Source organism: Streptomyces phaeochromogenes, assembly GCF_001418655.1.
In the GTDB taxonomy this organism is placed as follows: domain Bacteria; phylum Actinomycetota; class Actinomycetes; order Streptomycetales; family Streptomycetaceae; genus Streptomyces; species Streptomyces phaeochromogenes.
This window is the reverse complement of record NZ_LIQZ01000324.1, coordinates 1-12,381: the sequence shown is the minus strand read 5'-3', so window position 1 is coordinate 12,381 and position 12,381 is coordinate 1. Positions and strand designations below refer to the sequence as shown.

The following is a 12,381-nucleotide window of genomic DNA, read 5'->3' as shown; positions in this document are numbered from 1 at the left end:
CACGGCGACCGCCGCGCTGGTGCCGGTGATCCCGGTCCTGGTGACCTTCGTACCGGGTCTGCGGGCGCTCGGTTAGCCACCTCGCGGCGCCGCGGGCACCCCGGGTTCGCCTTTGACCCCACCGGTCGGCGAGGATCGGGGTATGCACTCCCCACCCGTCGACTCGCCGCCCCACGCTCCTGGTCCCGGGATCGCCGTACGTGTCGCGGCGGCTGTCGCCCTTCCCTCCGTACTGTTGCTCGTCCTGGTCGCGATGTCCTGGGACCCGCTCATCGCCCTCGACGGCGACATCGCCCGCACCACCCACCGCTGGGCGGTCGACGACCCCGACACGACACAGACGTTCCGCATCCTCACGGACTGGGTGTGGGACCCCTGGACGATGCGTGCCGTGTGCGCCGTCGCCGTGCTGTGGCTGGTCCTGCACCACTCTGCGTGGTGGCTCGCGCTGTGGCTGACGGCCACATGTGTGCTCGGCACACTGCTCCAGCAGGGGCTCAAGGCGGCGGTCGACCGGAAGCGTCCGGTCTGGCCCGACCCCGTGGACTCCGCCCACTTCGCGGCCTATCCCTCCGGCCACGCCATGACGGCCACGGTCGTGTGCGGCCTGATGCTGTGGCTCCTGAACCTGTACGGCGCCGGACGCGTCCTGTGGCGTATCGCGCTCACCCTCTCCGTCGTGTCCGTCCTCGGAGTCGGCCTCACCCGTATCTGGCTGGGCGTGCACTGGTCGTCGGACGTGCTCGGCGGCTGGCTGCTCGGCGTGCTGGCGGTCGCGGTCGCGGTGGCGTCGTACACGAGGTTCCAGGGCACCGCCGAGCTGCGCTGACGGTGCCGTCGGGCCGTCCTGCCGCCTCCACTTGCGGACGAACCTGTTCAGCCCCACCGGCCCCAGGACCGTGCATACGATCAAGCACGGCTTCGGGAGACACCCGGCAGAGCCGCGTAGAGGGGGCAACTTGTCCAGCATTTCGAGACGTTCGCTGCTGGGGTACTCGGGGACCACCGCGGCGGGCGCGGTCATCGGTGCCGCCGGGTCCGCGCAGGCGGCGGAGCCCGATGCCACGACCGCGGCCGAGTCGTCGTCGGCCGACTTCCCGAGCGGCACCAGGTTCAGCGCCGACTACAGCATCGGCCCCATCGACGCGTTCATGACGCTGACCTTCAGCGTCTCGGCCATGGACACGCCGACGGAGAACGTCATCACCCCGATCGAGATCGCGAACCTGCTCAACGAGCTGGCCGAGTCCCGTGGTTGGCCGGCCGCCACGTTCTACGGCACCCCGGCCCCGGCCCCGCTGACCTGAACCGCCCCACGTGCCCTAGAGTCGCCGGATGCGGCGACGGACAGGACTGGCGATGGCCGGGGCTGCGGCTCTGGCCTGGGGCGAGTGGTTGAACTGGCGCTGGTCCAGAACTCTCGTGAGGAACACCGAGGGTCCGGCCGAAGCCGTGGTCGTGCTGGGTTTCCGGAACCCCCAAGCGAGGGCGAACGTCATCAACCGATGGCGGGTCCGAGCCGGCATCCGCTCCATCGCCGCCGACAGCGCGCACGGCACCCGCGTGATCTTCAGTGGTGGCGCGACCAGCGGTGGCGCTTCGGAGGCCCAGGTGATGGCCGACTACGCGAAGTCGGTGCTCGGGTTCGACGGCACGGTGCTCCTGGAGGACCGGAGCGCGACGACATGGGAGAACATCACGAACGTGATCCCACTGCTTGAGGACGTCGACCACATCAAGATCGCCTCGCAGCCGGCTCACGCTCTCAAGGCCCGCGCGTACCTGCGGCGCCAGCGCCCTGATCTCGCGGAGAAACTGGTGCGTGCGGATGACTACCGGCCCGGCGAGTGGGTGGTCGTCAAACCACTCTTCGCCGTGTACGGACTCTGGGCGCTCCGCGGTCTCGATCTCAAGGCCGACGAACGGAAGAACCGGCCGTAGACGGCAACGGGATCCGGCCTGGTGCCCGCAGGTGCGGGGACCAGGCCGGAGGGTTCACCGGTGCCGGTCAACGGTCACCGTCGTGGGGTCACTTCACGGAGCGAGCCGGTAGGCGTTCGTGATCGTCTCGCGCATGGTGTTGCCGCCCTTGTCCTTCAGGTCGACCCGGAAGGACACGGCCTTGGCGGTCGCCGGGTGCTTGACGCTCACCGAGCGCGCCCCCTTCGCGTCGGTCGTCACGGTGAGCGGCTGCCAGGTCCGGCCGCCGTCGTAGGAGACGTTCACGGTCAGCGCGGCGACCTGCCCTGCCGCGGCGGCGGCGCCGCTCAGCTTCAGCGGCACCGTGAGCGTGCCGCCCGCCGGAGCCGTCCCGCGCAGGCTCAGCTTCGGTGCGAGCCGCACCGTCGACAGCGGCAGCCTCTCCGTGGGCTGCGACGTCGGCAGGGCCGAGGTGAACGTCCACACCCCCGTCACCTTCGTACTGGTGGAGGTGTCCTCGGCGGAGCGGCTCGCCTCGACCGTCAGGCGGTACGCGGCGGAGGCGGCCGGGACTTCGGTGCCCAGCCATTCCGTGGGCGGGCCCTCGTTGAGGATCCGCCCGCCGGATTCCAGCCGGGCGAAGCCACCGGTGACGATCGAGGACCCCGGGTTGCCGCTGCCGTCGTTGAACAGCGGGATCTTCGCGCTGAGGTAGTCGCCGGTCCGCTCGGCGCCCTGCTGTTCCGGGCTACCGGCCGCGAGATCGGGGCCGGCCACACCGGTGTTGAACCTCAGCGTGTGGCTGGAGCCCGGCTTGTAGGCCACCCAGTCCTTCGTGTGGACTATGCGCTCCTCGCCACCGGAGTTGAGCTGCGCGGCCTTCCAGGACCAGCGCACGCCTTCCGCGCTGAGGTAGTGCGTGGTGGTCCGCGGCAGGTTCTGCTCCTGCGGGTCCTGTATGCCGACGCTGATCCCGCGCTCGTCCAGCGGCGTGATGTGGACCAGGCCCTTGGCCCCGGTGACGGAGGCGCCGAAGCCGAGCTTCACCTCGGCGACCTCGGCCCGGGTGACGGTGCGGTTCAGGCCGGTGAAGAAGCTGCCCTCGCGGTTGAAGGCGAGCCGGTAGTCGACGTTCTTGCCGGCCGCGCCGGGCGCCTGCCACACCCCGTTGAACTGGGCCCGCATCGCGTCGGAGGCCGGTCCGAGGGCGGCGGTGCGCATCGCCGGCACGCCGTTGCTGGACCAGGTGTTGGACACGCCGGCGGCCTCGTCGCTGTACCCGACGATGGAGGTGACGAGCTTCGCGGCCGGATCGGGGGCCTTCACCGCGAACGGCTTGGCCTCGCGCGAGTCGAGGGTGACCGTGGTGTCCCCGCCGACGTTCAGCACCGGCTGGACGAAGAAGCCCACCTCGTTGTCCTCGGCGAAGACCAGGCTCTCCAGCTGGTAGGAGCCCTTGGGCAGCCGCTGGACCGCGGTGCCGTCCTCGCTGTAGGGGAGCTCCACGCGATCGCCCAGCCCGCCGATGGGGGTGATGGTCGTCGCGTAGGTGACCGGGTTCGCCCCGGCGGAGTCGATGTGCCGCACCGTGACGTCGTACGCCTCCGCCTCCCGTTCGACGACGAGAGCGGTGCGCACCTCCTGGCCGTCGCCCGACGCCAGTACGGTGCCGCCGAAGATGCCGTCGACGGTGCCCTCGCGCGTGTCGGCGGTGACGGTGGTCTCCGCGGTGCCGCCGGCCGGAACGGTGAGCTGGGCGTCCTTGACGGTGAACATGCCGGCCGGGGCGGGGTCGCCCGCCGCGTCGGTCCCGGAGGCACTCAGCCGCAGGGTGACGGGCTGGGTGCCGTAGTTGCGGTAGGTGAGGGTCCTGGAGGCCGGCTCGTCGTCGGTGTGCGGCCAGGAGTGCGTGCCGAAGTCGAGGGAGCCGGACTCGGCGACGACCAGGCTCGTGGCGGCGCGCGCCAGGTCCACCCGGCCCGCGCCCTGCTGATGGGCGTTGAGCAGTGGGTTGGGCTCGGCCGAACCGGTCAGCAGTGCTTTGAGCCGGGCTCCGCTCCAGTCCGGGTGCTGCTGGAGCACCAGGGCGGCGGCGCCCGCGACGTGCGGGGCGGCCATCGACGTACCGGAGTTGGAAACGTAGTCCTCGGTCGGAGGGACCGAGCTCTGCGTGCTCAGCGCGGCGGTGATGTCCACGCCAGGGCCCGTGATGTCCGGCTTGGGCGTGCCGTCGAGGTTCGGGCCGTGGCTGGAGAAGTAGGCGAGCTGGTCCTCCTTGTCCACGGCGCCGACGGTGAGCGCCTCGGGGGCGCTGCCGGGCGACCAGATCGTGCGGGGGCCGTCGCCCGAGTTGCCCGCGCACACGACGAACAGGGCCTTGTCCGACAGCTGGGCGATGGCCTCCTCCTTCGGGTCGACACCCGGGCTGTCGAGGGAGCCCAGACTCAGGTTGACGACCTTCGCGCCCTGGTCGACGGCCCACTGCATGCCGGCGATGACGCTTGAGCTGTCTCCGTTGCCGTCGTCGTCCAGGACCTTCCCGTCCAGCAGCCGGGCGTCGGGCGCCACGCCCTTGTAGCGGCCGTCGGACTTCGCACCGCTTCCGGCGAGGATGGAGGCCACGTGCGTACCGTGCCCGTAGCGGTCCTCGCTGTCGGGGGAACTGGAGAAGTTCTTCTGCGCTGTCTCGACACCCGCGAGGTCCGGGTGGGTCTGGTCCACGCCCGTGTCCAGGACCGCCACCTTGACGCCCTTGCCGGTGTAACCCGCCTTCCACATCACCGGCGCACCGATCTGCGGCACGCTCTCGGCCAGGGAGGCCCGGACCTTCGCGTCCAGCCAGACATGGGCGATGGGCCGCGCGAGTGCGGCCGTACCGCCGGCCGTACGAGCCTGAGAGCGGCCCGAGCGGCCTGTGACGGCCGCCCACAGCGCCGGGGCACCGGCCTTGGGCGCCTTGAACGCCTCGCCGTCGACCGCGGGCAGCGCACGGCGCTCCCGGACGGCCACGCCCGCGAACGGGTCATCGGCCGCGGCCCTTGCTCCGGCTCCGTCCTGCCGGTAGCCGACGATCAGCGGCAGCGTGGTGCGGTGCGCGTCGTCGTACTTGTCCTTGACCAACTGCGCGACGTCGAAGAGCCGCCGGTCGAGCACACCGTCGGCGACCGGCCGCAGGGCGTCCTGCGGGACGACGTACGTGTGGCCGGCCTCGCGCCGCACCGAGAAGCCGATGTCCTCGCGGCCCTTGCCGCGCTTGAGCCGAACCACCCGGCCGTCGGAGTCGACGTCCACGCGGTCGCCGGTGATCAGCGTGACGGTCGCCGGTGGCTTCGCCTTCGCCGAGGCCTTCGTCCCGTCCTGCGCGGCGGAGCCGGCGGCTTGCGCCGGCTGACCGCCTGCCGATACCGCCCCCGTGACCAGCGCCCCGGCCACCACGGCGGCCAGTGCCGCCGTTCTCGCGCGTGCTGTGAATCCCACTCGCGTTCCCCCGCCCTCGTGTGCATGCCAACGCGTTCTCCGGTATCACGCACAGAGATCACGTTCGGTTCTCGGCGGCACTCGCGAATCGACGGAGGGACACGTCGATTCATGTACGGCTCTGTCTGCAGCGACCGGGCCCCAACTCCCCGACCCTCACGGCAGGTTCAGTGCGCGAGCAGATGCCCGGCTCGGAATGGTCATGTGTGTCAGGTGTCATGTGTCAGGGGGCACCGCACGGGCTAAAGTCCGGCACATGGCTGCCGTGTTGTTCGACTTCTCCGGAACCCTCTTCCGAATCGAATCCCCCGGGTCCTGGCTGCGCGCGGTGCTGGCCGACTCCGAAGTGTCCCTGCCCGAGCCGGAGTTCATCCGGGCGGCGAAGGAACTGGAGGCCGTGGGCGCGCAGCCCGGCGGGGCCCACCCGTCAGCGCCGGTGCCGGCCGACGTGGCCCCCATCTGGGGCATCCGCGACCAGAGTTCCGAGCTGCACCGGTCGGCGTACACCGGTGTCTCCCGTCAGGTGACGCTCCCCGATCCGGCGCTGCACGACAGGCTGTACGACCGCCATATGGCGCCGGCCGCCTGGCTCCCGTACCCCGACACCGCCGAGGTGCTCGGCGCGCTGCGCGAGCGCGGTGTCGCCGTCGGCGTGGTCAGCAACATCGGCTGGGACCTGCGGCCGGTGTTCAGGGAGCACGGCCTCGACCCGTACATCGACGCGTACGTCCTGTCGTACGAGCACGGCATCCAGAAGCCGGACCCCAGGCTGTTCGCGACGGCCTGCGACGCGCTCGGGGCCGATCCGCAGGACACCCTGATGGTCGGCGACGACCGGCGCGCGGACGGCGGGGCCGCGGCCCTGGGCTGCGGCGTGCACTTCGTCGACCATCTGCCGGTCACGGAACGCCCGGACGGGCTGCGGCCCGTACTGGACCTGGCGGGATGAGGATCCTCGGCAGCCGTCGGCACCGAAGCCCCCGGCGGGTCGGTCAGCTCTGGTAGCCCTCGACCTGCGACGACGGTCGGACGTGCGCCTCGTCCGGGTTCTCGCCGAACTCGGACTTCGCGCGCCGCTGGCGCAGCAGGTCCCAGCACTGGTCGAGGTCGCGCTCCAGCTGTCCGAGCCGTTCGTGTTCGGTCGCGTTGTCGATCTGCCCGGACGCGACGGCGTCGCGAAGCCTGCGTTCGTCGTCGACCATCGCCGTGATCCTGGCCAGGATCTGCTCTTGATCCATGTCCCACGCCTCCTCGGCACTCCAGCCCACTGTAAGGAGCGGGCGGCGGCTCGGCGACAGCTGCTGGTCAGGCCCGGACGGCCGGGCGGGCCGGCACGGCACGGAAGCAGCAGTACTTCCCGTCCGCCCGGGACGATCCCCCGCGTCGCCCCGAGCGGACGGCAGCCCGGAGAAGATCCCTGACGGGAGTCGCTCCGGACGCGCTGAGTATAATTGGCTGGCAGCCAGTCAACGCAGGAGTACATAGGATGTCCCCTCGCAGCGCCTCGGTCAATGAAGAGTTGCGGCGGCGTTCCCGCGAGAGGCTTCTGCAGGCGGCCCTGGAGCTGGTCAGCGAGCGTGGGTACGAGGCCACGACCTTGGGCGACATAGCGGACCGGGCGGGCTCGGCCCGCGGCCTGGTCTCGTACTACTTCCCGGGCAAACGCCGGCTCGTACAGTCGGCGGTGCACCGGCTGATGCACCGCACGCTGGAGGAGGCGCTGGAGCGCGAGCCGCGTACGGAGGACGGTCGGGAGCGCATGGCGCGGGCCATCGACGCCATCCTGGGCCTGGCCCGCGATCACCCCATGCTGATGCGGCAGCACATGGCGGGCATCCTTCAGGCCGAGGGGTTCATGCAGTGCCCGGAGCAGCAGCGCCTGGCGGAGCTGCTCAGCGACACCATGGCCCGCTACGGCTCACCGGACGCCGCCACCGACTACCCGATGCTGCGCGCGCTCCTGATGGGTTCGGTGTACGCGGCGCTGGTGCCCGGCGTCCCGATGCCGTTGCGGACGCTGCGGGCCGAGTTGTTCCGGCGCTACCGGCTGGACTGGGAGCGGGGTGCCCCGCCGGGCGCCGAGGCACCCGACGGGACCTGCCACGAGGACCTCTCACGGTTCTTCGCTCCCGAGAGCCGGGAACAGGGCCGTGAGCACAACCGCGAGACGGACGAGTCCGACCGGCCCGGCCGACCGGAGTAGTCCGGTCGGCCGGAGCCGGTCCGATCAGGCGAAACTGTCGATCAGCCGAAACAGTCCGGTCAGTCGAAGTAGTCCGGCTGTGTCTGGACGTTCAGCTCACGCAGACGCAGCCACTTCGCGGGGTCCGTACGACGGTCGTTGATCTTCAGAACGTCGAAGCCCTTGGCGATGTCGTTCGAGTAGATGTAACCGTTGTAGTAGTACGCGGACCAGGAGCCACCGGTGACCATGGTCGTGGTGCTCAGCGGACCGCGCTCGAAGTAGGCGATCTCCTTGGGCTTCGAGGAGTTGGTGAAGTCCCAGACGGAGATGCCGCCCTGGTACCAGGCCTGGACCATGATGTCCTTGCCCTTGACCGGGATCAGCGAGCCGTTGTGGGCCACGCAGTTCTCGGTGTCGGCCTGGTGGCGCGGGATCTTGAAGTAGCTCTTGAAGACGAGCTTGCGCTTGTCGCCCTTGCCGACGATGTCGTAGATGCCGTCGGCGCCGCGGTTCGGACCGGTGGCCTCGTTGCAGGTGGCCGCGCCGCCGCCGCCCAGCTCGTCGGTGAAGACGACCTTGTTGGCCTTCTGGTTGAAGCTCGCCGAGTGCCAGAACGCGAAGTTCACGTTGTCCTGGACCTGGTCGATGATCTTCGGGTTCTCCGGGTCCTTGATGGAGAACAGGATGCCGTCGCCCATGCAGGCGCCCGCCGCGAGGTCCTTGGAGGGCAGCACGGTGATGTCGTGGCAGCCGGTGGTCTTCGAGACGCCCGGGTTGGTGGGCCCGCCCGGGTTGCCGCCGCCGTCAGGCCCCGAACCGGGGAACAGGACGGGGAAGTTGACGATCTTCGCCTTCTGCGGGGCCTTGCGCGGCACCTTGATGACCGAGATGCCGTCGTGCGGCGGCTGGCAGTCGGGGAAGGAGGCGCTGGGCGAGTACGAGGAGACGTAGACGTAGACGTTCTTGCGCTCCGGCACCAGCGTGTGGGTGTGCGAACCGCAGGCGGTCTCGACGGCCGCGACGTACTTCGGGTTCTTCTTGTCGCTGATGTCGAAGACCTTCATGCCCTCCCAGGAGGACTTCTCGGTCGCGGGCTGCGTGGTGCTGTTGCAGGAGTTGTCGCTGCGCGAGGAGTCCGTGGAGAGGAAGAGCAGGTCGCCGGAGACGGTGATGTCGTTCTGCGAGCCCGGGCAGAGCACCTGGGAGACCGTCTTCGGGGACTTCGGGTTGCTGATGTCGAAGATGCGGAAGCCGTCGTAGTTGCCGGCGAACGCGTACTTGCCCTGGAAGGCCAGGTCCGAATTGGTGCCCGCCAGCGTGTCCTTGGGGATGTTGGCGAGGTGCTCGATGTTGTCCGAGTGGACGATCTCGTCCTGCCCGGGTATCTCGCCGTTCGCTATCGCGGCCCTGGCCTCGGCCGCCGCGCTCTTGGAGACCTTCTCCGACGTGGCCGGCGAGTCCCCGGGGTCAGGGGTCGCGACCGCCGGACCGGCCGTGAGCAGCGCGGCCAGGAGGCCCGCCGCGGTGGCGGCAACTCCCAGACGTCTGCGCCGCGTTCGGTGATTGTTCAACAGGGTCACTGCGTCCTCCCTTGTAGCCGTTCGCAGTCGAACGGTTCAGGTTCACCCGAAGTATCGTCTTCATCATGCACAGATCAACAGGCGGCAACGCATTCGTAATGAATGTTTTTGATCAATCACGTTCAGCAGCGTGCTAAGACGGTCATCAACACTCACGAGGTGGCTGTTGTCCCGGGTGACTCAGGAGGTCGCTGTGCCCTTTGGCCGTACGTCCCTGTTCCGCGTCGCGATCGCGGCGTCCGCCGTCCTCGCGCTCGGGGGCTGCACGGGTTCGGACGACGAGACCCCGTCCAAGTCCGCGGCGGGTACGGGCCCTTCGGTCATCGCCCCCGGCAAGCCGGGCGAGGCCGCCCAGACCCTCTCCGCCGAGGACGCCGCGAAGCACCGGGCCGAGGACGACTCCCCCAACACCGCCGACCGCGACTACGCGCGCCTGATGATCGAGCATCACACGCAGGCGCTGGAGATGACGGAACTCGCCCCGAAGCACGCCGAGTCGACCCGGGTGAAGGGGCTGGCCGACCGGATCACGGCCGCGCAGCGACCCGAGATCGACACCATGAAGGCCTGGTTGAAGAACCACGGCGGTGCCGGGAAGAGCGAGTCCCACGACCACGAGGCGATGCCGGGCATGGCGACCGAGGCGCAGTTGAAGAAGTTGCGGGCCGCGCAGGGCAAGGCGTTCGACGAGCTCTTCCTGAAGCTGATGATCACCCATCACGACGGGGCCGTCACCATGGCCACCGATGTGAAGGCCCAGGGCAACAACCTCCAGATCGAGGAGATGGCCGACGACGTGATCGCCCAGCAGACGGCCGAGATCAGCCGGATGCGCGAGATGTCCTGACGGCACCCGACCCGGCCGGCCCCGACAGCCTCGGATCCGGTCAGCCTCGGATCCGGTCAGCCTCGGATCCGGCCGGCGGCGGACCCGGCCGGCGGCGGACCCGGCCGGCGGCGGATCAGCGGCGGACGTGACGCGGCGTCAGCAGACCCGCGTCCCGCGCTCCGGCGATCAGCCTGAGCGCGCGTCGGCGGCTGTGCCCGGTCGCGGACATCACCGCGAGCACCGGGTCACGGCCCGCCCCCTGGGCCGCCAGATACTCCCCTGCGACGAAGCGCCGGCCCTCGATGCCGCGCGGCCGGGCGGGGCGCGCGTGCCGCTTCTCCGTGGACCCGTCGGCGGACGGGGCGCCCACCGGTTCCGCCGCGCCCCCGCACGCCTCCAGGAGCGGGCCCTCGATCCAGTCAGGAAGAACGGCCAGGTCGTCGAGCGAGAGCGCCGGTCGGGCCCGTACGTCCTCCACGGAGACGGATCCGTCGCACACCACGGCGAGCATGTCGACCTGGGCGCCGTCGTCGAAGGTCAGCCGGACGTTGCACCACGTCGTGGCGGTGTCGCGCTCCTGCTCGCGCTCCCGCACTTCCCAGGCGGGCCACACGGACACGACACCGTCCGGCGCATATCGATCAAAAAGATTAAGAAAGGATGCTTCTAGCACATACTCAACGTAACCGCATGATCACATTCACTGCGAATAGGCACGCATACGTTCCTGGCGGGGCACCCCGTCGGCGCAGCACCGTGCGCGGCCCCTCCCCGGGCGCGCCATGCGGTGCGATGCTGGAAGCACCAGCGATCTCCTCGTTCTGCTCGGGGAAGGGGCTCAGCCGTGCTGCAGGTCGCCGTCGTCGGCTCGGGGCCGAGTGGGGTGTACACCGCGCAGGGGCTCGTCCAGCAGGGCCAGGTGCCGGAAGTCAGGGTGGACGTCCTGGACCGGCTGCCGTGCCCGTACGGGCTGGTGCGCTACGGCGTGGCACCCGACCACGAGAAGATCAAGTCACTGCAGAACAATCTGCGTACGGTCCTGGAGCACGAGCGGGTCCGGTTCCTCGGCGGTGTCCTGGTCGGCCCGGGCGGGCTGCCGGGCGCCCGGCTGCGGGAGCTGTACCACGCCGTCGTGTACTGCGTGGGCGCCGCCACCGACCGGCATCTCGGGGTACCCGGCGAGGAGCTGCCCGGCAGTTGGTCGGCGACCGAGTTCGTGTCCTGGTACAGCGCGCATCCGGACTCCCTGTCCGACGGTTTCGTGGCCGGCGCGCGGGCGGCGGTCGTCATCGGCGTCGGCAACGTGGCGGTGGACGTGACCCGGATGCTGGCCCGCGGCACCGCGGAGCTGAGCCCCACCGACTTGCCCCAGGCGGCGCTCGCCGCACTGGCCGACAGCCGGGTGCGGGAGATCCAGATGGTGGGCCGGCGCGGCCCGTCACAGGCCCGCTTCACCACCAAGGAACTGCGCGAACTGGGCGCCTTGCCGGACACCGAAGTGGTCGTGGATCCGGCGGAGTTGGCGCTCGACCCGGCGTACGCCGACCCCTCCGCGCTGCCCGCCGCACAGCGCCGCAACGTCGAGGTGCTGCGCGGCTGGGCCGAGCAGCCACGCCCTGCCGGCAGCCGACGGATCCGGCTCCGCTTCTTCCTCCGCCCGGTCGAACTCCTCCCGGACGCAGGGCGCGTGGGCGCCGTCCGCTTCGAACGGACACTCCCGGACGGCCGGGGCGGCGTGACGGGGACGGGCCAATTCGAGGACATCGAGGCCCAGTTGGTCCTGCGCTCGGTCGGCTACCGCGGAGTGCCCCTGGAGGGCCTCCCCTTCGACGCGGGCCTCGGAACCGTCCCCCACCTCGCGGGCCGCGTCCTCCGCGACGGCTCGGTCTCCCCCGGCGAGTACGTGGCCGGCTGGATCAAACGCGGCCCCACAGGCGTCATCGGCACCAACCGCCCCTGCGCGAAGGAAACGGTGACGTCACTCCTGGAGGACGCGCCCACGCTCGCACTCCGCGATGTGCTGCCCGACCCGCTGGCCGCGCTGAGGGCGGAGGGCCTGCACCCGGTCGAGTGGGAGGGCTGGCAGGCGATCGAACGGGCGGAGGCGGCACTGGGCGCCTCCCTGGGCAGGCACGTGGTCAAACTCCCCGACTGGCAGTCACTGATGGCAGCAGCCCGGGCGGCAGGCACCCCGTAAGGGGCGCGGGGCTGTGACATGTGCGGCTCCGCCGCGTGGGCGCGACCAGCCACATCCAGCCCGCGGATAGCCACGTACCTCTCCGGGCATGACACCTGGCGGCAACAGGTCAGAAATCAACAAACTGTTCAAGCCACGTACGGTCACGTGCAGTCCCCGCTCCCCGCCGCTCCTGGAGTGCCCATGGCAACCC

General features: G+C 70.4%; 11 protein-coding genes. 7 read left to right on the top strand and 4 right to left on the bottom strand.

Annotated elements, in window-relative coordinates; genetic code table 11:
• Positions 1-142: 142 nt before the first annotated feature.
• The 3 genes from AOK17_RS35565 to AOK17_RS35555 all read left to right on the top strand — a co-directional run bounded on the left by AOK17_RS35565 (position 143) and on the right by AOK17_RS35555 (position 1,941).
• Positions 143-829: a phosphatase PAP2 family protein gene (locus tag AOK17_RS35565; RefSeq protein WP_055616726.1), complete on the top strand. Its 687-nt coding sequence runs from the start codon at positions 143-145 to the stop codon at positions 827-829.
• Between the two features lie 130 nt (positions 830-959).
• The gene (locus AOK17_RS35560) at positions 960-1,307 is read left to right on the top strand and encodes a hypothetical protein (RefSeq protein WP_055616725.1); all 348 of its coding nucleotides are present in this window, start codon (positions 960-962) and stop codon (positions 1,305-1,307) included.
• 28 nt (positions 1,308-1,335) lie between these two features.
• Complete coding sequence (locus AOK17_RS35555) at positions 1,336-1,941, top strand: YdcF family protein (protein ID WP_055616724.1); 606 nt, start codon at positions 1,336-1,338, stop codon at positions 1,939-1,941.
• Between the two features lie 93 nt (positions 1,942-2,034).
• Here the strand turns inward: AOK17_RS35555 and AOK17_RS35550 are convergent, their stop codons facing one another.
• Positions 2,035-5,397 carry a S8 family serine peptidase gene (locus tag AOK17_RS35550; protein WP_055616723.1) on the bottom strand — a complete coding sequence of 1,121 codons (3,363 nt, stop codon included), beginning with the start codon at positions 5,395-5,397 and terminating at the stop codon, positions 2,035-2,037.
• Between the two features lie 256 nt (positions 5,398-5,653).
• Between AOK17_RS35550 and AOK17_RS35545 the strand changes: the two genes are divergently transcribed.
• On the top strand, positions 5,654-6,346 hold the full coding sequence (locus AOK17_RS35545) for an HAD family hydrolase (RefSeq protein WP_055616722.1): 693 nt from the start codon (positions 5,654-5,656) through the stop codon (positions 6,344-6,346).
• 43 nt (positions 6,347-6,389) lie between these two features.
• On the opposite strand, the gene AOK17_RS35540 is transcribed toward AOK17_RS35545, so the two are convergent.
• Positions 6,390-6,635, bottom strand: a complete 246-nt coding sequence (locus AOK17_RS35540; RefSeq protein WP_055616721.1) for a DUF2630 family protein — start codon at positions 6,633-6,635, stop codon at positions 6,390-6,392.
• A 248-nt stretch (positions 6,636-6,883) separates the two neighbouring features.
• On the opposite strand from AOK17_RS35540, the gene AOK17_RS35535 reads away from it, so the two are divergent.
• Positions 6,884-7,600, top strand: coding sequence for a TetR/AcrR family transcriptional regulator (locus AOK17_RS35535; RefSeq protein ID WP_055616720.1), 717 nt, complete (start codon positions 6,884-6,886; stop codon positions 7,598-7,600).
• Between the two features lie 59 nt (positions 7,601-7,659).
• Here AOK17_RS35535 and AOK17_RS35530 read toward each other — a convergent pair whose 3' ends face one another.
• Positions 7,660-9,162, bottom strand: a complete 1,503-nt coding sequence (locus tag AOK17_RS35530) for an LVIVD repeat-containing protein (RefSeq protein WP_055616719.1) — start codon at positions 9,160-9,162, stop codon at positions 7,660-7,662.
• Between the two features lie 193 nt (positions 9,163-9,355).
• Here AOK17_RS35530 and AOK17_RS35525 point away from each other — a divergent pair, with 193 nt between their 5' ends.
• Positions 9,356-10,009 carry a DUF305 domain-containing protein gene (locus AOK17_RS35525; RefSeq protein ID WP_055616718.1) on the top strand — a complete coding sequence of 218 codons (654 nt, stop codon included), beginning with the start codon at positions 9,356-9,358 and terminating at the stop codon, positions 10,007-10,009.
• Between the two features lie 115 nt (positions 10,010-10,124).
• Here the strand turns inward: AOK17_RS35525 and AOK17_RS35520 are convergent, their stop codons facing one another.
• Positions 10,125-10,610, bottom strand: a complete 486-nt coding sequence (locus AOK17_RS35520) for a DUF6214 family protein (RefSeq protein ID WP_055616717.1) — start codon at positions 10,608-10,610, stop codon at positions 10,125-10,127.
• 225 nt (positions 10,611-10,835) lie between these two features.
• On the opposite strand from AOK17_RS35520, the gene AOK17_RS35515 reads away from it, so the two are divergent.
• Complete coding sequence (locus AOK17_RS35515; protein ID WP_055616716.1) at positions 10,836-12,188, top strand: FAD-dependent oxidoreductase; 1,353 nt, start codon at positions 10,836-10,838, stop codon at positions 12,186-12,188.
• The last annotated feature ends 193 nt before the right edge of the window (positions 12,189-12,381 follow it).